Genomic DNA, 23,644 nt, shown 5'->3' with positions numbered 1-23,644 from the left:
GTCCTATAGCTTTTACTGTTCTGTTAAACCCTCTATGCTCTCGATAAATTCCTCCCGCGGAATCATAACGGCGCCAAGGCTTTCGAGGTGTGAAGTATAAACCTGGCAATCGATCAGTTTTACGTTTTCGCTTATGAGGAGCTGCACATATTTGATGAAGGCGTATTTGCTGGCATTGCTGACATGACTGAACATGCTTTCGCCAAAGAACAGGTTGCCCATCCTAATGCCATATAGGCCACCTACCAGTTCGCCGTTGAGCCACGCTTCGGCACTGTGTGCATAGCCTTTTTCATGGAGATTGTTATAAGCGTCTTCCACTTCATTAGTGATCCAGGTGCCGTCCTGTCCCTCGCGTTCTACCTGCTGGCAGTTGCGGATCACTTCATTGAATGCTGTGTTCACTTTAAACTCAAATGCATCTCTGTTCAGTAAAACCTTCATGCTTTTACTGATTTTCAGCGCTTCAGGAAATAAAACAAAACGCGGATCGGGACTCCACCATAAAGGAACACTGCCTTCGAACCAGGGGAAAATGCCCTTCCGGTAAGCCAGAAGGAGGCGTTCTTCACTGAGGTCTCCGCCAACGGCCAGCAATCCGTCTTCCAGGGCGGATGCAACAGGAGGGAACCATAAACGATCGTCTAACACATGCAACGGCATCCTGCAGTATTTTTAACGGTGAGCAACCGTTTCTATAGTGGCGCCGATGCCTCTGTCGGTGATGGCATCGCACATAGGTTTTAAAGTATCATAGTCGCCATTTTTTACGGCGTATTTACCTTTGAAGTGAATCATAAGGGCACACTGCTCGGCTTGTTCTTCGGAGTGTCCGCATATATCAACCAGCGTTTCTATCACCCAGTCAAATGTGTTCACTTCATCATTCCAGACGATCAATGACCAGGGAGCATCTGTATCAGTCAGTACTGCAACGTCTTCTTCTTCTTCAGGCCTTACTTGGGTATGTGCAATAAAGGTGATCATATGCCAAAATTATTGCATTCCCCGTCAACTGTAAGCTTTTAGCGCAAAAATCTCATCAGTTGGGGCGATCCGCAGCTTCCGCACCGGTAATTGGCGCGAATCGTGTAACGTCTGGCTGTTATGGCCGTTTTAACGCAAAGAAATGATGTATTAAGTAAGTCGGCCCGGCCACTTTGCCGGATTGGGAAAGCAAAAACTGGGATCCCTCTTCGGAGATTTACTTTTTGCAATCGGTTGCTATTTTAAAAAGTATCTGTTTCTCCCTTTTAATATTGCCATTTCGCCGAAAGGCTGCGTCTGAGAGATATTATTTTGCAATAAAAATGAAAACGGTTACATTTGGCGTGTCTTATTGCTCAGCCATAAAACAATAGTCTATGTCTTTGGAAAAAACATGGCGCTGGTTCGGTAAAAACGATAAAGTGACCCTGGCCCAACTCAAACAATTTGGTGTAGAAGGTATTGTAACAGCCTTACACCATATCAAAGGAGGCGCCGTTTGGCCCGTAGAAGAAATTCAGCTTGTTAAGGAGGAGATCGAAAAACATGGTATGCGCTGGAGCGTGGTGGAGAGCCTGCCTGTTACGGAGGGCATAAAAACCAACGGTCCCGAAAGGGAGGAACTGGTACGTAACTACATTACCTCCATGAGGAACCTGGCGGCATGTGGTATAGATACCATTTGTTACAATTTTATGCCGGTACTCGACTGGGCCAGAACTGACCTGCATTTTGTAAACCAGCGCGGTGCAGAATCCATGCTCTTTCACTACGAAACCTTTGCCGCATTTGATGTTTATATCCTGGAAAGGCCGGGCGCGGAAAAGGATTATGCTCCCGAAGTATTGGCTGCGGCAAAGGAACTGATCGGTAAAATGACGGAAGAAGAAAAGAATAACCTCGCTTACAACATTATAGTTGTTACGCAAGGATTTATCAATGGCACCGTTGGCAATGTGCATAATTACAAACAGGTGTTTCTCGACTACCTGAAGCGTTACGATACCATTGACACACATACACTCAGAAACCATCTTGCTTTATTTCTCAACGATATTATCCCCGTAGCGGAAGAGCTGGGGATCCGCATGTGTATTCATCCGGACGATCCGCCATTCCCTTTACTGGGACTGCCAAGGATTGCGAGCACGATGGAAGATTTTGAATGGATCTTCTCTGCCTGTCCCTCTGTAAACAATGGTCTTACTTTTTGCAGCGGATCGTTATCTGTTCGTGAGGATAACGACCTGGTAGCTATTGCTAAAAAGTTTGCCGAACGTATTCATTTTGTACATCTCCGCAATATCATCAGCCTTGGTGGCCGAAGCTTTTATGAATCTGCACATCTCGAAGGGGTAGTGGATATGTATGCAGTGCTCAAAGCTTTGCTTGAAGAGCAGAAACGGCGCAGGGAGGCAGGCCGCAGCGATCTGCGAATGCCTTTCCGTCCCGATCATGGATTGAAGATCCTCGACGATTTTAGTCGTGAGAGCAATCCCGGGTATCCGCTGGTAGGCCGTATGAAAGGCCTTGCTGAAATCACAGGTCTTGAAATGGGAATTGAAAGAATGTTATATCAATAAAAACTTGCAATATGGAATCGATGTTCAATATTAAAGGCAAAGTAGCCGTGGTAACAGGTGCCGGTGGTGTACTTGGCGGCAGTATCTCTTCCAGTCTTATGAAAGCAGGCGCCAAACTGGTAGCTATGGATATCCGCCAGGAAAACCTCGACAATAGGGTGCAGGAGCTGAAACAGATCCATGAAGATGTTATTGGTGTTGCCGGTAACGTACTGGATCTTGACAATCTGAAAAAGCTGGCTGTTGAAATAAGTGAAAAATGGGGTTCAATAGATATACTGGTGAACTGCGCGGGTGGCAATATTCCCGGCGCTACGTTAACGGTAGATCAAACTGTTTTCGATATGAAAATAGAGGATTGGGAAAAGGTGACCGATCTTAACCTCAATGGCACCGTGTATCCTTGTCTTGCCTTTGGAGAAGTGATGGCGAAACAGGGGAAAGGCAGCATCATCAATATTTCTTCTATGGCTACCTATTCAGCTATTACCCGTGTGCCGGGCTATTCTGTAGCTAAAACAGGCGTTAATATTTTTACACAATGGATGGCAACTGAAATGGCGCAGAAATTTGGCGAAGGCGTAAGGGTGAATGCCATTGCTCCCGGCTTCTTTATCGGTGATCAGAATCGTGCCGTGCTTATTAACCCCGATGGAAGTTATACCGACAGAAGTATAAAGGTGCTGGCCAAAACACCGATGAAACGTTTCGGCGATATCTCCGAATTAAATGGCGCCGTTCAGTTCCTGTGTTCCGGTGCGGCGAGCTTTATTACCGGTGTTATTTTGCCCGTAGATGGTGGCTTCACTGCTTTTAGCGGCGTGTAAAATAGAATTGCGGGTAACGCTACCCGCTGGAAAATAGTGCAGATCATTTTGTGGGCGCATGTAAAAATGGACCCCATATAAATGATCTGTATTTTTTTGTGGGTAACCCAGGCGCCGGAATAGGGACAAACGGAAAGAAAGAATGCCCCGTCAAGTTTTTTCTGAAGTAGCTTTATCAAAAAAAATGAATCCCATTGAACTCTTTCAAAAAGAAGCGCCCGCAGTGGCCGAAGCCTTTGATGGATTGGTAGAATCGTTAAAAGCTTCGCAGGGGCTGGATGGCAAAACAAAACAACTGGTGTATATAGGCATTAAAGCGGCGATGGGCGAAACTACAGCCGTTTATTTTCACGTGCAGATGGCAAAAAAACTTGGCGCCACACGCGACGAAATCAAAGACACAATTCTTATCACGCTTACTGTTTGCGGGTTGAAAGGTGTGGTAAATTGTTTGCCTGCTGCACTGGAGGCTTACGATCAGGCTGTATAGCAATAGCTAACTTTGTGAATAAAATAACGATTGTATGAAAAGCCTGATAATACTGTCGCTTTTCCCACTTCATGTATTTTGCCAAACCGGCTTTATAAAAGCCGGAAACTTCTTCGATCAGCATGCGGTGAATACCATTGTAAAAGATGTGAAGCGAAACGGGAACAGGTTGCTTGTTTATATGCCGGCCCGGGCAGTTTCTTTTACCAGCATTGTAATAGTACAAAATACGAAGGATACTGTCTACTGGCTGATAAAGCATGATAGTGTAATGGCTAAAGGGAAACTAAGTGGCAGTAAAATATTTTTATATCCTCATTATCTGAAAACCGGTGCTGTAAAAAAAGAAGAACGATTAAAGTTTGTGCCGCCAATGATATGCGGCGATAGCACTGCCTGCATTATTTATGAAGATGCTTACCGGAAGTTCTATTTCGAGTATGGCCCTAATATCGGCGGTTACATTCCTGATCCGGGATTAGATAAATACCGTAAAGAGTGGCTGAATATCATTGCTGCGGAAGTAGATAAATTAATCAGTTAATATCAGCCCAGAACTTATTAAAAATCATTCATCAGCCGCTGTATGTTTCTGGTAGTTTCGTGTAAGATGGCTTTTGCTACTATTGTATATTAAAAAACAGAGGCATGTTACTAAAGAGAATACTTGTGTTTGCAGCCTGTGCAGGCTTCATTGGAATGTTCCCGGTTGCAACAGTGGCACAGCAATCTCCCTGGCAGCGGCTGGCACAACGTTCCGCTACACTTGGATGGGAGCAGGGGGTAACGGAATTTAAAACACCTTCGTTTCTTTTGTCACTTGTGAAGTCGTCGCAAACAGTAGCGGCTTTAAAACCTGTTATGCTCCCTGGCTTCGATTTTACGCCCGGCGACAGCATAAAGGTGCGCAGCAGCAATGGCATGTATCATCTGGGAGACCTGAACCTGAGGTTACGCAGTGGCGGCGGTGACTGGATCAATTACGCCACTGCGGCCGATCGTAAGCCGGTGCAGGCGCTGGCAGCAGGCGGTAATGTGCTGGCGGCGGCCGATCTGTCGGCTACGCTGCCCGGTTCTATTCCTGTGCAGGTGAAGCGCTACTGGCAGCTTGAAAATAATGTACTGGTACTTCGTTTCGAATTAACCAATAAAACAAATGCAACGGTAGAAATAGGAGCTTTAGGAATTCCCATGATCTTCAATAACCTGCTCGAAGGAAAAAGCCTGGAACAGGCGCATGCCAGCAATGTATTTTATGACCCCTATACCGGCAGGGATGCGGGTTATTTGCAGGTAACCAGGCTTAGTGGCGAAAAGCCCTCTTTACTGGTATTGCCTTTCGGGAAAACACCATTTGAAGCATATAATCCCTTATTGGACGATCCTACACCACGTGGCATTGTCTTCGAAGGTTTTTATGAATGGATGGTGCATAGCAAGGCCTATGCAGAAACGGAATGGAAAAAAACAAATCCCTGGAACGAACCTTCATCCGCTGTCTTAAAACCCGGGGAAAGCCGCAGTTATGGCGTTCAGCTGGTGCTTTGCGGCGGGCCTAAGGATATTGAAGCCGCATTGGCAGCACACCAGCGTCCGCTGGCAGTGGGCATACCAGGATATGTACTGCCACAGGATGTAAATGCCAGGCTGTTCCTGCAATATAAAGCCAGGGTACGATCTGTTGAGGTGAGCCCTGCAAATGCTTTGCAGGTAAAGGCGGCGAAAGCCCCTCATCGGCAATGGACTGCCTTTGATGTAAAGGGGATCGCCTGGGGCCGTGCAAGACTTACGGTAACTTATGAAGATGGATTGGTGCAAACGATCCAGTATAAAGTGATTAAACCGGAAAAAGAAGTGATCCGTGATTATGGTAATTTTCTTACCAACCAGCAATGGTATGTGAACAATAACGATACCTTCCATCGCAGTCCTTCCGTGATAAGTTATGATAATGAAAAGAAACAGCAGGTAACCCAGGATAACCGTGCATGGATCGCGGGTTTAAGTGATGAAGGAGGCGCCGGCGGCTGGCTGGGCGCTACCATGAAGCAATTGGTATTGCCCGATAAAACACAGGTCCGTAAGCTGGAGTCGTTTGTAGATCAAACGCTTTGGGGACATATACAATTAAGCAGCGGCGATAAAAAATATGGCGTACGCAAGAGCCTGTTTTACTACGAACCTGCACTGATGCCGCCCGGCACTTATAGCGCCGATATCAATTTCAAAACATGGTCGGCATGGCCGCGTAAAGAAGCGGAATCGATAGAACGTTCCTATAACTATCCGCATGTGGCGGCCGCGCATTGGGTATTATACCGGCTGGCGAAATATCACACTCAAATGGTCACAAACCATAGCTGGAACTGGTATTTGTCAAATGCTTTTCATACTGCTATGGCTATGGTAGAACATGCGCCTTATTACGCGCAGTTCGGGCAGATGGAGGGCTCTGTTTTCCTGTTGATCTTAAAAGACCTGAAAGCTGAGGGCATGACGAAAGAAGCAGAAACGCTGGAGGCGGAAATGAAGAAGAGAGCGATTCACTGGAGTAAGCTGGAATATCCTTTCGGGAGCGAAATGCCCTGGGATTCTACGGGACAGGAAGAGGTATATGTATGGTCGCTGTTCTTCGGTTTCGTTGATAAGGCAGAAGTTACTATTAAGGCCATCCTCGCATATACCCCCTCGGTACCCAGCTGGGCTTATAACGGCAATGCCCGCCGCTATTGGGATTTCCTGTATGGCGGTAAGCTTTCTCGCATCGAGCGCATGATCCATCACTACGGTTCGGAGCTGAATGCCATCCCGTTGTTACAGGAATACAGGCGTAAGCCCAATGATCTGTATATGCTCAGGGTAGCTTATGGCGGTGTGCTGGGAGGTATCTCAACCATTACCGAAGACGGGTTTGCACCCTGTGCCTTCCATTCGTTTCCCAATACGCTGGAGAACGACGGCCTTTCGGGCGATTATGGCTCAGGTTTCTATGGATACGCGGTTAACAGCGCTACCTATATAACACAAAATGCAGAACTGGGTTGGCTGGCCTTTGGTGGCAACCTGAAAGAAAATAAAGATAGGGTAGAAGTGACTCCCACAACCGCTTCGCGTAATGCTGTTTACCTGGCGCCGGCAGGACTATGGTTGTCGTTTGCCGCCGGTACTATCAATAACGTATCTTATAATGTCAAGAGCGGAGAGGTGACCATCATCCTGGATGGTGCTGCTGATACCACACCCAACGCCTATTTAAAAATAGAACAGCCGGCAAGTGTAACAGGAAGAACGGGATATGAACCTGCAGGTAAATACAGCATTAAAAATGGTAACTGGATAATACCGCTCACGAAAGGTGCCGTTAAGCTGGTTTTACGTCCTGTGTGATTTCGTCCCCCTATAATTCCTAAAAAGGCCCCCTTTGCCCCCTAAAATGACACTTACTTTTATCGGGAATCACAAAACACTTAGCTTCATGCCTGGTAATTGGTGTGCTTAAGTTGAGGATGCCGGGTACTATTGAAATCTAATTTTAAAATCAAGCGATTGCACATGAACACTAAACCCAGATTGTTTGCCTCACTATTACTGGCTGCCTTATGCGGGGGGATGAACACGTTACAGGCGCAGGAGGCTACCACTGCTTCTGCCCAGACTGTTAATCTTAAAAAACCTGGCAGTCATAACCCTGCATTAAAAGGTTTGTATGCCGATCCGGATATCTTATATTCCCATAAAACAGGCAAGTTTTACATTTATCCTACCAGTGATGGGTTTACTGGCTGGTCGGGAACTTATTTCAAGGTATTTTCTTCTACGGACCTTACCGACTGGAAAGATGAAGGGGTGATTATCGATCTGAAAAAAGATGTAACATGGGCGCATGAAAATGCCTGGGCCCCCTGCATTATAGAAAAGAAGATCAATGGCGTTTATAAATACTTCTACTATTTTACTGCTGCCAAAAAAATAGGCGTTGCCGTTGCCGATGATCCGGCCGGCCCGTTTGTAGACAGTGGAAAGCCCCTGATAGAAGGTTTCCCCGAAGGTGTTACCCGCGGCCAGCAGATTGATCCCGATGTTTTTACCGATCCGCAAACCGGGAAAAGCTATTTCTACTGGGGCAATGGATATATGGCCGGTGCCGAACTGAATGAAGATATGGTATCGTTGGTACCCGGTACCACTAAACTGCTCACGCCCTGCAGGGCTTATAACGAAGGAACTTATGTCTTCTACCGCAATGGCAAATATTACTTTTCCTGGTCACAGAACGATACGCGCAGCCCCGACTACCAGGTGCATTATGGTATTGCCGATGGCCCTCTGGGTAAAATAGTGATGCCCAACGATAACCTGGTGATAGCTAAAGATACCGCCGCAGGTATTTATGGTACAGGCCACCATTCTGTACTTCAACTGCCCGATAGCGATAAATGGTATATCGTGTATCACCGCTTTTCTTATCCCGATGGAATTAAGATGGGGCCTTCGGCCGGTTACAACAGGGAGGTGTGCATTGATGTGATGAAATTTGATGAGCAAGGGCATATTGTCCGTGTACAACCAACGCATGAGGGCGTTAAACCTGTAAAGCTCCCCGCAAAATATCGGGCTAAAAAGAAAAAGTAGAACAGGATAAATGAATGCCGGCCCGGTTATATACCCGCCGGGCCTGAAGATGGGACTGGCCAATTGCAATGGCCGGTCCCATTTGTTATTATAGCTTTTGACCGGCGAGCAACTATCCAAAGGTATACCATGAGTGTACCTTAACCGCAGATGCATCGCACTTGTATCGCACCTGTATCGCACTTGTATCGCACTTGCCCGGCAGGGCTCCCCGGGGCGCGCCAAACGGAAATAATAGCCGTATGTTATGTTGTTTTGTTTGAATTGTTTATTTTTAAAATTTGTTAAATAGCTATTTTTGTTTGAATAATGAATAATCTTGTTTGAATTGTATAATAGCGGTTTGCCTGCTACCAGTAATTTTGTACCGGTTATTACAATTAAAACTGAACTATGTTAAGACAGGCTTCGCTGAAAAGAAAGAAAATAGCAACAACACTGGCATTTATTTCAATACCACTCTCCGGTTTTATTACCGACATATATCTTCCTTCCTTGCCTTCCATGTCGGCAGCTTTAAGAGGAAGCGAGAAGGATATACAACTTACACTCACATTTTTCTTTTTAAGCTATGGCATCGCCCAGTTGTTTGTTGGTAGTGTGCTGGATAGCATTGGCAGGTATAAACCCGCTTTGCTGGCGCTGGGAATATTGGTGGTATCGAGTTTATGGATCAGTATTTCCAACTCCATTCTGCTCATTTACTGGCTGAGGATTATCCAGGGAATAGCAACAGCTATACTGGTAGTGGCAAAACGTGCTTTTTTTGTAGACCTGTACGATAGTGAGCGGCGTAAGCATTACCTCAGTTACTTTACCATTGTATGGTCCTGCGGTCCTATTGTTGCGCCTTTCCTGGGCGGCTACCTGCAAAAGCTGTTCGGATGGCAGGCAAACTTCTATTTCCTGGCTTTTTATGCGGTGATATTACTGGTGCTGGAATTAATATACAGCGGCGAAACAATCGCGGAAAAGAAACCTTTCCGTTTGGGAAATGTCATCAGCCAGTATCGTATGATGTTAGGCAACAGGCTGTTTATTATGGGGATTATTATCCTGGGACTGAGTTATACGGTGGTATTGGTATTTAATATCTCCGGGCCGTTCGTTGTGGAGAAACGCTTTGGTTACAACGCCGTGGTGGTTGGCTATTGTACGCTGGTGCTGGGCTTTTCCTGGATGGTAGGAGGCTTTACCGGCAGAAGGCTGGTTAATATGAACTTTGAAAAGAAGGTGGCGTTGGCGTCCCGGATCCAGCTGGCGCTGATAATAGGCTTATTGCTGGCAGGCAGGATAGGTGAGAGCCTTATCTGTTTTATAGTATTTGCTTTCTTCATTCATATTTGCTCAGGCTTATTGTATAATATCTTTTTCACAGATACCATGATGTATTTCCCGGCAAATGCAGGACTTGCAGGCGGGTTGCTTGGCGGAATGGTATACGTGATAACTTCTGCTTCAAGCGTGCTCATCTCTTCCGTAGGCGTTATTGCCACGCAAAACGATATGGCCTTCCGGTACTTTGTAGCATCGGTATTGCTAGGTGTAATTGTGGTATATGTAGTGAAACAACGAAGGCGTAAGCAGACTGCCGTTCCCGCCGCTATATAAGCCGGGCTGCCCGGGAACCAGAACTGTACATGAGAGCGGGTGTAATGTGTATGCCCGCTGATTTTCACTTTTAAACGTAAAAAATATTTAACCTGCATAAACGCAGACAGCAACACTTTGGGTTGAATTTTGATAGAAAACGAAAACTTCTGTTCCGGATGGTTCCGGGGTTTATTGCTTAATCTATTAATATCGAAACATGATGAAGAAAATTGTTGTTGCCGTACTGCTTGTTATGATAACAGTTACGGTTGCCTTGGCCGGCGACCCGCCTTTTGAAGGAACACTTACCACCAAAGTCTTGATAGGAGGTGTTGATCTGAGCGTAATAACGGAAAACATCGACTACAGTAAAGGCGATATTAAACAGCAAATAACAGACGCCTATAAAAAACTATCGAAAGAAGACCTGGAACGCCTGAAAAAACTTACCGAAGCAAATCCCATGATGGGCATGGCAATAATGATGACGCCGCCCAAAGGTACCATCACCATAAAAGGAGATGTAACGGTTGCAAGAACCAGGGGACTTGGTTATGAAATAGCCCATTACCATAACAGGGGTAAAGACGATGCCTATATCTATACCGGGTCACTTACCGACACCAGCAATAATGCTACTGCCACCTACAAACCTTCGGCTGGTTACGCCGCTTTGTTTGCAGGCGATAAGCTGGTGAATGCTGATGAATATATCATAGAAAAACTGCCTGGTACGGTATCGGTAGCAGGTTATACTTGTACAAAATCGGTTTATACACCTAAAAATCCTGGCGCCAATAAACAAGCTGCTGTACCTGGTATGCCTGCCATGACGTTGCAGAAGCTGGTGGTATATTCCAGCGCGGCATTACCCGCGGATATCAACTTTTCTCACCCTTATTACCTCCCGGAGAAAAACGGCGTTATGCGCATAGATATCTATTTCGATAAGAATGATACGCCTGCCATGGTATATGAAGTGGTTGACGTGAAAAAAGCCAGTGTAAACGATACGGCCCTTGCAGTTCGCAAAACAGAACCCTTATACGATCTCGCCGGCGGCAATGTAATGGAATATGGAATGAAACTGATGGGCATTATGATGGGCGGGCTTTCCATGCAGGGAGAAGGCAATGAAAACGAATGATCCGTAAAACAAGAAGTTGCTCAAACAACCCCGCTAGACGGGGTTGTTTGCTTTTTTCCATTTACGCACTCTTCCTCTTGCGTTGGTATAGGGAGAAGCTGTATTAAATTGTATCATCCTCCCCAATGTCCACTTCTCGTACCAGCTTACTTCGTAAAGTGCTTTATTGCTTTTGCTTTCGATAAGAGAAAGAATAGAAGCCACGTTTTTATCCAGTTTTACCAGCAGGCTGTTGTAATCTTCTTTTTCGTAATCGGCATAAAACTTTTGCGCAAGCTTACCAAGTTCATTCCATTTGTAACCTGTTTCCGGAAAGTCAACAGCTTCGTTGTTGTCTTTTTTCCTGTTCCACTTTAATACCAGCTCTCCCCAGCCCAGCAGATAAGAAACAAGATTGTTGATACTCATTACTGTACCGGCTGCATGCCCTTCCAGCTCTTTTTTTTCTGCTGCTTCAGGTGTAATGTCTGAAAGGTCTTTTCTGAGCTTGTCATAATTAGTGACGATTGCCTGAATTAACTCCGGTTTGCTGGTGGGAACTGCCATGGGTATTTTTTAAGTGTTCATACGACACAAAGTCCTGTAGGGCTGTTGTTGCGCTTTCGCTGTATTGCGGGGTAAAGATAAACTTATCGTAAATAGCCGCATGCCCCTATCAGAACCTTACATCGCTGTATTCCGGGGTCTTTTCAAATACCGCGTGCGCAAATGTGCAAAGCGGCTGCACTTTCACATGCTTTTCTCTCGCAAATTCTACTACGCTGTTCACTAGTTTCTTCCCAGCGCTTTGGCCCTTCAGCTTTTCTCCTACTTCCGTATGCTCAATAATAAGCTTTTGCGAACCTGCCCATACATATTCTATGATGCCTTCCGGTTTGCCGTCTGCTTCAATGTAAAACATGCCTCTTTTACCATCGTCCTTGTGTAGTATTTCCATGATCAAAGATTTTTGCCGGAAAACCAATGCTGCCTTGTTGCTGCATGGAGTTTTATTTCCGGGGTGATACGGGTGAAGTTACAACTTAGTATTCTTACGCCGTATGTTAACTGCGTATTGCCCCCGGATGAAACTATTGGTGATAATACTATATTTGTTCCAAGTACAAAGAATTAATCAAATGAATGCAAAAAATCTGCATGGCAGATCTCTGCTTGTAATGTTGTCTGGTTTTGTATTGGCTTCTACGCCGGTTCTCGCTCAGAAAACAGCGTCCAAAGCAGCCGGAGTGCCCGTTGCAAAAGTATTACCGCTGGATACCGCGGTTCGTATCGGAAAACTTCCTAATGGATTTACTTACTTTATCAGGCATAACGAGGAGCCCAAAGAAAGAGTGCTCCTTTACCTGGTGAACAAAGTTGGTTCTATCCTGGAAACGGAAGAACAAAGAGGTTTGGCTCATTTTATCGAGCATATGAGCTTCAACGGAACCAAAAATTTTCCTAAAAATGAGCTGGTCGATTATCTCGAAAGATCAGGGGTAAGGTTCGGTGCCGACTTGAATGCGTACACCTCGTTCGATGAAACTGTTTACCAGTTGCCCTTACCTACCAAAGACAAGGAATTGTTAAAAAATGGTTTCCGGATCATGCGCGACTGGGCCCAGGAAGCTACGCTCGATGAAACGGAAATAAACAAGGAAAGAGGCGTTATCATCGAAGAAAAACGCCTTCGCAAAGGCGCCGATGAAAGAATGCGCGAACAATACTGGTCGCAGCTCCTGAATCATTCCAGGTATGCCGATAGAATGCCGATTGGTATAGATACGGTATTGCTTTATGGTAAACCTGAAACCCTGCGTGCATTTTACCGCGACTGGTACAGGCCCGATCAGCAGGCGCTTGTGGTAGTAGGAGATATTGATGTGGCCGAAACGGAAAAGATGGTGAAATCACTTTTTGCCACACTCAAAAATCCTGTGTCGCTGAAGAAGCGCACGCGTTATACCATCCCCCTTACAGGAAAAGACCAATACCTGATTGCTACAGATCCTGAAAATACTACTACCTCCGCTGAAATATTATGGAAGCAGCCTGAAGAAAAGCTGGTGACGGATGTTGACTATCGCAAAGCAGTAGTAAAGCAGCTGTTCAACCAAATGATGGGCGAGCGTTATGCGGAGTATTATAAACAGCCTCAGCCTCCGTTCATCCAGGGGGGAGTAGGTATTCAGCCGTTTATGGGCGGATTGCAGCTTTTCAGCGCCAGCGCCAGGGTTAATAATACAGGCGGACTCGAAACTGGTGTGAAAGCTGTATGGCGCGAAATAGAACGCGTAAAACGTTTTGGCTTTACCCAATCGGAACTGGAAAGAGCAAAACAAAATGTACTCACCAGTTACACCGCGTCGTGGAAGGAGAAGAGTAAAACTCCTTCTGAGAATTATGTGAAAGAATACCAGCAATATTTTCTGGATAGCGCCGCAGCTCCCGGAATAGATTATGAGCTGGCATTGGTTAAACAATTGTTGCCGGGTATTACACTGGCTGATGTGAACAAAGTGCCTGCTACTTATATCAAAGCCACCAACAGGGATGTGATTATTATGGCTCCCGGAAAAGATAAAGCCGGCTTACCCGATTCGGCGACGTTTAGCCGCTGGTTACAGGAAGTAAGCAGGGAGAATATTACTGCTTATAAAGACGAAGCTGCGGGTACTGTGCTGTTGCCCGCAAAACCCGCACCGGGCCGTATAGTGGCTCAAACCCAACTGAAAGATGTTGCAGGGATAATGTATACACTGAGCAATGGCGTGAAAGTGGTTGTAAAGCCTACCTCTTATAAGAATGATGAAATTGGTTTCAGCGCCTTTGCCCCAGGCGGAACTTCTCTCAGCTCCGATAAAGGCTTTCAATCGGCTGTCAACGCATCGGGTATTATAGGAAGCGCAGGTGTGGGCGACTTTGACAATACTGCTTTAGGTAAATATCTTACCGGCAAGCAGGTTGGCGTAAAACCTTTTATCGGCGACAGGACGCAAGGCGTTAACGGCAGTGCTGCTCCCGAAGACCTGGAAACAGCCATGCAATTGATTTACCTGTATTTTACCCAGCCACGGAAAGATTCCGCATTATTTCAAAGCATCCTGAACCGCTCACGTCCTCAGCTCATCAACAGGGCCAATGACCCCAACAGTGTTTTCTCCGATACTATGAATGTAGTATTAGGAAACTACCATTTCCGTCGTAAGGCGCCTTCCGTTGAAATGCTCGACCAGATACAGCTGGATTCCTGCCTGGAGTTCTATAAAGCCCGCTTTGCTGATGCTGCTGCCTTCACGTTTGTATTTGTAGGTAATATAGATACTACAACATTCAAACCTCTGATGGAAAACTATCTGGCTGCATTACCGGCAACGCATCACAACCAGGATGTCAGGGAACTGGGCATTCACCCACCTGCCGGCATGTTGGAGAAAAAGGTATACAAAGGAAAAGAAGATAAGGCAACTGTACGCCTGGTATTTAATGGCACTTATAATTATTCTGAAGAGAATAATATGGCGATGGAAGCGGTGGCCGAAGTGCTGAATATAAGACTGCTGGAGCGTTTGCGTGAAGAAGAATCCGGCGTGTATACCCCTTCTGTAAGTGCTGCGCAAAGTAAATACCCGCAGAACAGGTATGCCATCAATATCAGTTTCGGATGCTCTCCGCAGAACGTACAAAAACTGATCGCCTCAACGCTCGACGAAGTAGCACGTTTGGCCAAAGATGGACCTGCTACCGTAAACCTGGAAAAGTTTAAAGCGCAGTCGTTAAATACGCTTGGCACTGTTACTCAAACCAATCGTTTCTGGCTTACTTATTTATCGAGCCAGTTGCAAAACAAAGAACCATTGGATATGATCGGCAGGCAGTCGGCGCTGATCAATAAACTAACAGCCGAACAGGTAAAACAGTCGGCAGCCCTTTACCTGAACACCAGCAACTATATCACTTTTGTGTTGTTGCCTGAAAGTGCTAAGTAATAAGCAAACTTGAATGAATGAGCAGAGAGGTCGTATCATAGGTGTGATACGGCCTCTTTCAATTTAAACGCTTGCATGGAAGATCTCCTTATAAAAGAATTGCATAAATATTCTGCAAGAGTCAATTCCTTTTGAATGGCTTCTTATTTGTATACATTTGAGTGTTTAATATAGAAGGCAGCATATGTACACAAAAGAGGATATATCGCGGCAAAAACAGGCTTTCTGGACCACCTTTGGCCGGTATATGCAGCCTGTATTATCTGCAGAAGGCACAGCTGTGAGCTGGGTGAATTATAAAACAGGTATTCCCGGCATTCAGTTTAAAATGGATGCCGATCATAAACATACCCGCATTGCCATCACATGCTCACACAAAGATGCCAGCCTCCGCGTGCTGCAATATCAAAGGCTTACCCAGATGAAAGCAATGCTGGAAGAAGAATTACAGGGAGAGATGTGGGACTGGCAGGAAAACCTCACCGATGAATGGGGGAAAACGATTGACGCCGTTAGTAAAACGCTGGCGAACGTAAGTATCCACCGTAAAGAAGACTGGCCGGCGATGATCTCATTTTTAAAGCAACGCATCATAGCGCTGGATGCCTTCTGGAGTATGGCCCGGTATGGATTCGAAGAGTTTCTCTAAGTTATTGGCATATTCCTTTTCCGGTTCAAGCAGCCGGAATGGGGCGTTTTCCCGGTTAGTACGGCAAGGTGTTTGAAGTGGTATAGCTGCTAAACTATAAACACATGATAAACAGAGATGGAGCCAGCACTAGCCTATGGCAGCATACTATTGAACCCTATTTTCCGGTGAATCCGGTAAATGACAATGTTATATTCGACTGTATTATAACGGGTGGCGGCATTACCGGCTTAAGTACTGCGCTTTTGCTTCAGGAACAGGGATTGAAATGTCTTGTAATAGAAGCAGCCAACATTGGCTTTGGAACAACGGGAGGTACCACAGCTCATTTGAATACGCTGCTCGACACTCCCTATACCGTTATCTCCAAAAATTTCGGAGAAGAAGCTTCCCGCAATATAGCTGCAGCTGTTAAAACTGCGATTGACCTGATAAAAACAAACATCGCCCGCTACCATATCAGCTGCGGATTTGAAGATGCTGATGCGTTTTTGTTTGCACAGGACGAAGAGCAGGAAAAAGAACTGCAGGACATAAAAAAAGCCTCCGCAGACGCAGGTTTAAGCATCCACGACACGAATGCCATTCCCGTACCGTTGCCTTTTGTAGCAGCGATAAAAGTTGCTGGTCAGGCTAAATTTAACCCGCTGGAATATGTCTTTGGTCTTGCAAAAGCTTTCGAAGAGGCAGGAGGCATTATACTTCAGGATACCAGGGTTACCGGCGTCGTTTCTGGTTCTCCGCTTGTTGTTAATACGGGTAGGGGGGATTTTACCGCCGGTCATCTTATCTATGCTACACATATTCCTCCGGGAGTAAATCTTTTACATTTGCGCTGCGTACCTTACCGTTCCTACGCTATAGCAGCAACCCTGGAAGACGGCACTTATCCTAACGACTTGAGTTACGATATGTACGATCCTTATCACTACTACCGTACCCAGCATGTTAATGGACATGACTATCTTATTGCAGGAGGCGAAGATCATGGTACCGGCAAAGAAGAAGACACCAATCGGTGCCTGCTACATCTTGAAAGTCATATCCGCAAACACTTTAAAGTAAAAGAAATTAATTACCGATGGTCTTCCCAATATTTCGAGCCTGCTGACGGCCTTCCGTATATAGGTTATTTGCCAGGTCAGCAGGATAACATTTATGTCGCTACCGGTTATGGTGGAAATGGGATGGTATATAGCCATGTAGCAGCGCAATTGCTTAAAGGCATCATAATGGGAGAGAAGCCGGCGCTTGAACGTTTACTGGATCCTAATCGTATTAAACCTGTTGCTGGCTTTACCAACTTTGTTTCCCATAATGCAGATGTTGTAAAATTATTTTTAGGAAAGCTTTTCTCCGGCGAAAAGATCAGCCAGCTGGCAGAACTGGCGCATGGTGAAGCTAAAATCGTAAAATACGAAGATCATAAAATAGCACTCTATAAAAATGAGAATGGCGCTTTACATGCAATAAGCCCCGTGTGCACGCATATGAAGTGTGAAGTGCAGTGGAATACAGCAGAAAAGTCATGGGATTGTCCCTGCCATGGCGCCCGCTACGATTTTAATGGTAAGGCGATCACCGGTCCGGCCGATCTCGATCTGGAAAAACTTTCTCTGGATTAATATTATAGTGCCTGGTAGAAAGATAAAATGGTCTGTAACAAAGGCGCTGATTCAGCCTTTGTTACAGGGCCGCAATTTCTGTTCTCCTTTCCTGGAAAACGATGTGCTTAATATTGCGTTGATCATTAGTGAAGGTAACGTGTATATTGCCGTCCTGTGTTTGCAGAAGAGAAGGAAAGCCCGCTTTACACGGATTGCTGCATTCCAGTTCTGCCACCTCCTGCCATTTCAGCCCATCCCGGGACGACGCTAATTTAAGCTGACCATCCTTGCAGTAGGCCATCAGTTGCCATCCGCTGTGTAAGGTAATAATATCCGCTTCTGAATAAGGCCCGGGGAGGTGATTGGTGTCGGCTCTCATCCAGGTACTGCCGTTGTCGTCTGAGCGGCATTGAAGATTGTAGTTTTCGCCGCCGCGGCATATCATCTGTATTTTGTCCGGATTGTAACAAAGTATATTGGATTGAACAACCGGAAAGGCGCACGTTGAATCTATACAGCTATTCGACCATGTCTTACCCTGATCGCAGGTCTTTTCTATAAAAATGCCCCATTTTTTATTGGGTAGCTCCCGCACCAAAGGGTACATGATAGTGCCATCCTTTAACTGCGAAGGTTTGCCGGCAAATGGCCCCGATACGCCTTCCGGCAAACGGGCTGCCTCAAACCATTTCTTCCCTTTCCGGTCAGAGGTGCGTAACATACCCCAGCAATTCTTTTCATCTGAACTTACTTTATAAAATAAGAACATTTTACCGCTTCCACATCTGAACATCACAGGATTGGAACAGATATACCGGATGCTGTCGCTGCTGCTGCCTTCGGCAATCCGGAAGGGCCGGCTCCATCTTTTGCCGCTATATTTCATTAACCAGATAGCCGTTTGTTTGCTCTTTTGCGAAGAGCTGCCGCAGAACGACAACATAAGCTCGTTCGGGCCTGTTTCTACCAGGCAGGGCGCCTTATAGTTTTCAAAAACCGGCCGGCTGAAAATAGAATCTTCATTTAATTTGATAAGGTTTAGCTGCCCCTGGCTGCTGAATGGCAAAGCGGCCAGGATAACGATAAGCAATGTTAGCGGATGTGTTTTCATTTTATCTGTATGAAGCTGGTCCGTTGATTCACGGAACCCCCAAGATAAGACATAAAAAATTATGCCCTCGATTTTGGGTATATCTCCTTTTATTTGATTTTCAACACTTTGCCCTAAAGCCTTCATTTTCATTCCATAAAACGCTCCCCAACCTGGGGCGATGATTACAGTTGCATCGTATATAGCCAGTATCTTATGCCCAATCTTGGCGCTATTTCCTTTAATACTTTGAATCCCTGTTTCTCGTAAATATGCCTTGCTGCATTCATTTTTTCAGAAGTGTGAAGCGCAACAATAGTTTCGTTCGTAGATCTCGCATGAGCAATGCATTGCTGCATTAGCCTGCTGGCAATACCGTATCCCTTGAGATCAGGGTCTACACCAACCATTCTTATATAACTCCATTCCGCCTGAAAAATATCCCAGGCATTCCCGCTGGGAACAAGAAACGACATCCCAACGATCTTGTCCTCGCATGTGCAAACAAAACCTTGTGCAACAGAAAGAATACTATCCCAAACGGCATCACTGTGCATATTGGTTTTTAGCTTTACTGCATCCTCCGGCGTCATATACTGCGTATACTCGCTGTACGAAAGCCAGGCAAGTGCTTTTAAAGCCTGCCTGTCTGTTGTAAGCGCGCTTCTGTAATGCAATGATAACAGCGTGCGGGATACTTGGTTCATCTGTTTTTAATCAAGTGTTTGAGATAGTAATAGGATCTGAAGTATTGCAATGCTCCTTCAAATGTAGAAAAAAGGTGTCGCATAAATTTCAAAGAAGCGGCGTTAAGGTAGGTGTAGCTTTTATGCAGTTGGCATACGAAACCGTATCCGCGATGCATTCTATAAGGCGGCGGAGAAAATAAACCCATGTTTGTGCAGCTGGCGCTGTCATATTAAGGAAGTAATAACCTTTTCTATTTGCGATCTATCAACTTGTACACACTGCCGGCAACAAGTCCGCCTGTAATGTACAATAACAATGTTAGTGCCTTTGTTTTGGGCGTTGCATTGCTGTAGTCAGGGTTCAATCCCAGCTTTCCCGGAAGCATTATAGCGCTGCTGCCTGCAGCTACACCAAGTAGCGAACCCGCTAAACAGCTATGTTTGGGTTGCAGTCCTGCCAGCGCATAATAGGCGGCGTTGCCTGCAATATCTCCGGCCAGTGTTGTTTTATAAAGTGTTTCTTCTTCAGGTGCTGGTATGTCCCAGGCGTCAATTGTCTGGCTAAGTGCATCCATTCCCAGCTCATCCATCCTGGGGGCATCTTTTGTTTTTTTTATAAAACACTGGTGTAATAAGGTCAAAGCCACCGATCCGGCTAATCCGCTGATAACAGAAGGAAGTAATTTCATAAGGTTTTTTTAGAGTTGTTGCAAAAACCGGTCCCTTACTTCCCGGTAAGCTTAACCCGCCGGTCCATCTTGTCGCTGGCTTTCAAATACCCTGGCTGCACGGCGGCGCGCTCATTATGTGTATGTGAACCTGCTGCCTCTGTCACCGCCTCAACGCTGTAGATAATTTTCGGCAGGCATCAACACTTTAGTTATAATACGCTTCAAATAAGCGCTTTACAAATTGGTATAGGGTTGGTGTAATAACGAGGGAAATGAAAACCATGAATGCACAACAATCCCCGCTCCTGTGGTGGCAGAAAGATATCATCTACCAGGTATATCCCCGTTCTTTTCAAGACAGCAATGCCGATGGTATCGGCGATCTTGAAGGTATTCGTCGGCGTGTTGGCTACCTCAGGTCCCTCGGCATCAACGCTATATGGTTGTCGCCCATTTACGCTTCACCCATGGCTGACTTCGGCTATGATATCTCTGACTATACAGGTATCCACCCGCTTTTCGGCAACATGAACGACTTCGACCGGCTGATAGCTGAAGTACATGATGCCGGCATGAAGCTGATCCTCGACCTGGTTCCCAATCATACTTCCGATCAGCATCCCTGGTTCATCGAATCCCGTTCTTCCCGCGATAATCCTAAAAGAAACTGGTACCTCTGGTACGATGCCCGTCCCGACGGATCCGTTCCCAATAACTGGTTAAGCGCCTTCGGCGGTAGTGCGTGGGAATGGGATGAAACTACTCAGCAGTATTACTATCATGCCTTTCTCAAAGAACAGCCCGATCTTAACTGGCGTAATCCCGAAGTGCAGGAAGCTATGCTTAATGTCATGCGCTTCTGGCTCGACAGGGGAGTAGATGGCTTCCGGGTAGATGTCATGTGGCATATGATCAAGGACCAGCAACTGCGCGATAACCCCGTCAACCCCGGCTATCTGCCGCATATGCCCACTTGCGATCAGGTACTGCCCGTATATTCAACCGATCAGCCCGAAGTGCATGAGCTCGTTCAAAAAATGCGGCAGCTGCTCGATACTTACCACGAACGTATGATGATAGGTGAAATTTACCTGCCCATCAACAAACTGGTGATGTATTACGGCGCCGGCAACAATGGTGCACACCTGCCGTTTAACTTTATGCTCTTATCATTACCCTGGGATGCCCGCCAGATAGCCGCTTCCATCGATGAATATGAGGGCGCCCTGCCTGCACGGGCATGGCCTAACTGGGTGCTGGGTAATCACGACCAGCCGCGCGTTACCAGCCGTGTAGGCCTCCAGCAGGCACGCGTAGCCGCTATGATGCTGCTAACGCTGCGTGGTACACCTACAATTTATTACGGCGACGAAATTGGTATGCGCGATGTGCCTATCCCGTTCGAAGAAGTGCAGGACCCGCAGGGACTGAATATGCCCGACAAAAATCTTAGCCGCGACCCGGCACGTACACCCATGCAATGGGATAACAGTGTTAATGCGGGCTTTACAACAGCACGTCCCTGGCTTAGGCTGGCCGCCGATTATTCCCGCATTAACGTACAACGCCAGGAACAGGACCCTTATTCTATGCTCCATTTGTATAAGCGCCTGATTAAGCTAAGGCAGCAATCTCCAGCATTGTACGGCGGTAATTACATACCCGTACACGCCGATACCCAGGCACTGGCCTATATCCGTAAAGCTGAAGACGCTCCTTCTTTTATGATCATTCTTAATCTTAGTCATCGTCCCTGTTATTTTAAAGCATGGCAGCAGCCTTGTAAAGGCCGCATCATATTGGCAACCTCGCCTGAGCTGGAAGGAACGCAGGTCGCCGATGCTGTTAACCTCGCGGGCGACGAAGGCATAATTATTGAACTGGAACCATAATCTTCAATTGTGCTACCTATGAAAAAACAACTGTCTTCTTTCTCTGTATGGGCGCCTGAGAAAGAATCTATGATCCTTAACATCGTACACCCTATACAGCAAAAGATCGATATGCAGAAAGACGAACGTGGCTACTTCCATGCCAGCGTTCCCCATGCAGAACAGGGCCTCCGCTATTACTACATCCCCGAAGGCGGATCCGATACGCCCGACCCCCGCTCGCATTTCCAGCCCGAAGGGGTACACGGACCGTCGCAACTGGTAGACCATCAAAGCTATCGATGGAACGATGCCGGCTGGCATGGCCTGCCGTTCAAAGACCTTATATTTTATGAACTGCACGTAGGCGCTTTTACGCCCGAAGGAACCTTCGAAGCTATTATTCCAAGGCTCGATGATTTTGTAGAGCTCGGCATCAATGCGCTGGAGTTGATGCCCGTAAACCAATTCCCCGGTAGCCGCGACTGGGGCTACGATGGCGTGTACATTTATGCGGTACAAAATTCTTATGGCGGCCCGGAGGGATTAAAAAAACTGGTCGATGCCTGCCACCAGAAAGGCATCGCCGTATTTCTCGATGTGGTATATAATCATCTTGGCCCCGAAGGCAACTACCTCGGTAAGTTCGCTCCTTACTTTACCGGCAAATACCGTACACCCTGGGGCGATGCCATCAATTTCGATGGTCCCTGCAGCGATGAAGTATGCCACTATTTTGCAGATAACCTTTATCACTGGTTCGCAAACTATCATATCGATGGTATCAGGGCCGATGCCGTTCATGAAGTATACGATAGGGAAACCCCACATTTCTGGGTCTGTTGTCACCAGCAGGTGCAGCAATGGCAGCAGCAACTGGGTAAGCAGTTGTATCTCGTGGCCGAAAGCGATTTTAACAGCCCCCATGTAGTAAAGCATCCGTCAGCAGGAGGCTGGGGATTTAATGCGCAGTGGCTCGATGATTTTCATCATGCACTTTACGTATTGCTCGATAAAAAAGGAATAAAATATTACGTCGACTTCGGACGTATGCAACAGCTGGCGAAAGCATATAAGGAAGGGTTCGTTCACAGCGGTGAATATGTAAAATTCCGCAGGCGCAGGCATGGCGCTTCTTCTGCAGGTATCTCCGGCGAACAGTTCCTCGTCTTTAGCCAAAACCATGATATCGTTGGCAACCGGCCGGGAGGCGAACGCTGGTCTGTACTTCTTTCGTTTCCGCAATTGCAGCTGGCTGCTGCAGCTGTAATACTTTCTCCTTATGTTCCCCTGTTGTTCATGGGCGAAGAGTATGGCGAAGACGCTCCCTTTTATTTCTTTGCCGACTATTCCGATGAATCATTGAGAAAAGCCCTGCGCGAGGGTCGTAAAAAAGAGTTTGAAGCGTTTCATTGGGATATGGAACCCAAAGATGCGCTCGATCCCCATGTCTTCCTCGAATGCAAACTGCAATGGCATAAACGTAATACCGGCAGCAACCGCAACCTGCTCAACTGGTACAGGCAACTCATTGCCCTGCGCCGGGAACATGCAGTACTAACCAATCTCGATAAGAACAATATCTATGTAACGCAATTGGGTGAACAAGGTCTGGTATTACACCGCCAGAACGATAGGGGAGAACAACATTTACTGTGCCTATTCAATTTTTCAGATCAGCCTTTGACTTATACCTTGCCCACAGGAGAATGGAAATTGTTATTAACTAATTTGCCGGAAACCGATCTGTCTCCTTCATTGCCATTATCATTTCCTGCGTACAGCGTTTGGGTGTATCAGGTTGTCTGATAATGGCTTCCGGTTTGCCGGCTGCCTTTAT

20 protein-coding genes are annotated in these 23,644 nt (G+C 46.3%); 13 read left to right on the top strand and 7 right to left on the bottom strand.

The window, feature by feature from the left end; genetic code table 11:
- Positions 1–12: 12 nt before the first annotated feature.
- Both aat and ESB13_RS09110 read right to left on the bottom strand, forming a co-directional pair.
- Positions 13–663 (bottom strand): leucyl/phenylalanyl-tRNA--protein transferase, encoded by a 651-nt coding sequence (gene aat / locus ESB13_RS09115; RefSeq protein WP_129002676.1) that lies wholly within the window; start codon positions 661–663, stop codon positions 13–15.
- A 12-nt stretch (positions 664–675) separates the two neighbouring features.
- A complete protein-coding gene (locus tag ESB13_RS09110) occupies positions 676–987 on the bottom strand; it encodes an ATP-dependent Clp protease adaptor ClpS (RefSeq protein ID WP_129002675.1) in 312 nt (103 codons plus the stop codon).
- Positions 988–1,364: 377 nt separating this feature from the next.
- On the opposite strand from ESB13_RS09110, the gene uxuA reads away from it, so the two are divergent.
- The 8 genes from uxuA to ESB13_RS09070 all read left to right on the top strand — a co-directional run bounded on the left by uxuA (position 1,365) and on the right by ESB13_RS09070 (position 11,259).
- A complete protein-coding gene (gene uxuA, locus ESB13_RS09105) occupies positions 1,365–2,570 on the top strand; it encodes a mannonate dehydratase (protein ID WP_129002674.1) in 1,206 nt (401 codons plus the stop codon).
- An 11-nt stretch (positions 2,571–2,581) separates the two neighbouring features.
- A complete protein-coding gene (locus tag ESB13_RS09100) occupies positions 2,582–3,397 on the top strand; it encodes an SDR family oxidoreductase (protein ID WP_129002673.1) in 816 nt (271 codons plus the stop codon).
- Between the two features lie 184 nt (positions 3,398–3,581).
- Complete coding sequence (locus tag ESB13_RS09095; RefSeq protein ID WP_129002672.1) at positions 3,582–3,887, top strand: carboxymuconolactone decarboxylase family protein; 306 nt, start codon at positions 3,582–3,584, stop codon at positions 3,885–3,887.
- A 34-nt stretch (positions 3,888–3,921) separates the two neighbouring features.
- Positions 3,922–4,431: a hypothetical protein gene (locus tag ESB13_RS09090; RefSeq protein ID WP_129002671.1), complete on the top strand. Its 510-nt coding sequence runs from the start codon at positions 3,922–3,924 to the stop codon at positions 4,429–4,431.
- Between the two features lie 104 nt (positions 4,432–4,535).
- A complete protein-coding gene (locus ESB13_RS09085; RefSeq protein ID WP_220399591.1) occupies positions 4,536–7,274 on the top strand; it encodes a DUF5695 domain-containing protein in 2,739 nt (912 codons plus the stop codon).
- A 165-nt stretch (positions 7,275–7,439) separates the two neighbouring features.
- Positions 7,440–8,519, top strand: a complete 1,080-nt coding sequence (locus ESB13_RS09080; RefSeq protein WP_129002670.1) for a family 43 glycosylhydrolase — start codon at positions 7,440–7,442, stop codon at positions 8,517–8,519.
- Positions 8,520–8,912: 393 nt separating this feature from the next.
- A complete protein-coding gene (locus ESB13_RS09075) occupies positions 8,913–10,130 on the top strand; it encodes an MFS transporter (RefSeq protein WP_129002669.1) in 1,218 nt (405 codons plus the stop codon).
- 199 nt (positions 10,131–10,329) lie between these two features.
- Positions 10,330–11,259: a hypothetical protein gene (locus ESB13_RS09070; RefSeq protein WP_129002668.1), complete on the top strand. Its 930-nt coding sequence runs from the start codon at positions 10,330–10,332 to the stop codon at positions 11,257–11,259.
- A 33-nt stretch (positions 11,260–11,292) separates the two neighbouring features.
- Here ESB13_RS09070 and ESB13_RS09065 read toward each other — a convergent pair whose 3' ends face one another.
- Together ESB13_RS09065 and ESB13_RS09060 are read right to left on the bottom strand one after the other, a co-directional pair.
- Positions 11,293–11,805 (bottom strand): ClbS/DfsB family four-helix bundle protein, encoded by a 513-nt coding sequence (locus tag ESB13_RS09065; RefSeq protein ID WP_129002667.1) that lies wholly within the window; start codon positions 11,803–11,805, stop codon positions 11,293–11,295.
- A gap of 109 nt (positions 11,806–11,914) precedes the next feature.
- A complete protein-coding gene (locus ESB13_RS09060; RefSeq protein ID WP_220399589.1) occupies positions 11,915–12,196 on the bottom strand; it encodes a GNAT family N-acetyltransferase in 282 nt (93 codons plus the stop codon).
- A gap of 181 nt (positions 12,197–12,377) precedes the next feature.
- On the opposite strand from ESB13_RS09060, the gene ESB13_RS09055 reads away from it, so the two are divergent.
- The 3 genes from ESB13_RS09055 to ESB13_RS09045 all read left to right on the top strand — a co-directional run bounded on the left by ESB13_RS09055 (position 12,378) and on the right by ESB13_RS09045 (position 17,501).
- Positions 12,378–15,227, top strand: a complete 2,850-nt coding sequence (locus ESB13_RS09055; RefSeq protein ID WP_220399588.1) for a M16 family metallopeptidase — start codon at positions 12,378–12,380, stop codon at positions 15,225–15,227.
- Positions 15,228–15,411: 184 nt separating this feature from the next.
- Complete coding sequence (locus ESB13_RS09050) at positions 15,412–15,876, top strand: DUF4268 domain-containing protein (RefSeq protein ID WP_129002666.1); 465 nt, start codon at positions 15,412–15,414, stop codon at positions 15,874–15,876.
- 104 nt (positions 15,877–15,980) lie between these two features.
- Positions 15,981–17,501 carry an FAD-dependent oxidoreductase gene (locus ESB13_RS09045; protein ID WP_129002665.1) on the top strand — a complete coding sequence of 507 codons (1,521 nt, stop codon included), beginning with the start codon at positions 15,981–15,983 and terminating at the stop codon, positions 17,499–17,501.
- 61 nt (positions 17,502–17,562) lie between these two features.
- Here ESB13_RS09045 and ESB13_RS09040 read toward each other — a convergent pair whose 3' ends face one another.
- The 3 genes from ESB13_RS09040 to ESB13_RS09030 form a co-directional block, all read right to left on the bottom strand.
- Positions 17,563–18,594, bottom strand: a complete 1,032-nt coding sequence (locus ESB13_RS09040) for an exo-alpha-sialidase (RefSeq protein WP_164974148.1) — start codon at positions 18,592–18,594, stop codon at positions 17,563–17,565.
- Between the two features lie 164 nt (positions 18,595–18,758).
- A complete protein-coding gene (locus ESB13_RS09035) occupies positions 18,759–19,280 on the bottom strand; it encodes a GNAT family N-acetyltransferase (protein WP_129002663.1) in 522 nt (173 codons plus the stop codon).
- A gap of 233 nt (positions 19,281–19,513) precedes the next feature.
- Positions 19,514–19,951 carry a hypothetical protein gene (locus ESB13_RS09030; RefSeq protein ID WP_129002662.1) on the bottom strand — a complete coding sequence of 146 codons (438 nt, stop codon included), beginning with the start codon at positions 19,949–19,951 and terminating at the stop codon, positions 19,514–19,516.
- A 254-nt stretch (positions 19,952–20,205) separates the two neighbouring features.
- Here ESB13_RS09030 and ESB13_RS09025 point away from each other — a divergent pair, with 254 nt between their 5' ends.
- Positions 20,206–21,825, top strand: coding sequence for an alpha-amylase family glycosyl hydrolase (locus ESB13_RS09025; RefSeq protein WP_246022478.1), 1,620 nt, complete (start codon positions 20,206–20,208; stop codon positions 21,823–21,825).
- Positions 21,826–21,843: 18 nt separating this feature from the next.
- Positions 21,844–23,613 carry a malto-oligosyltrehalose trehalohydrolase gene (treZ, locus tag ESB13_RS09020; RefSeq protein ID WP_129002661.1) on the top strand — a complete coding sequence of 590 codons (1,770 nt, stop codon included), beginning with the start codon at positions 21,844–21,846 and terminating at the stop codon, positions 23,611–23,613.
- Positions 23,614–23,644: the final 31 nt, after the last annotated feature.

It is taken from the genome of Filimonas effusa, assembly GCF_004118675.1.
In the GTDB taxonomy this organism is placed as follows: Bacteria; Bacteroidota; Bacteroidia; order Chitinophagales; family Chitinophagaceae; genus Filimonas; species Filimonas effusa.
This window is presented reverse-complemented; position numbering and strand designations above follow the sequence as displayed.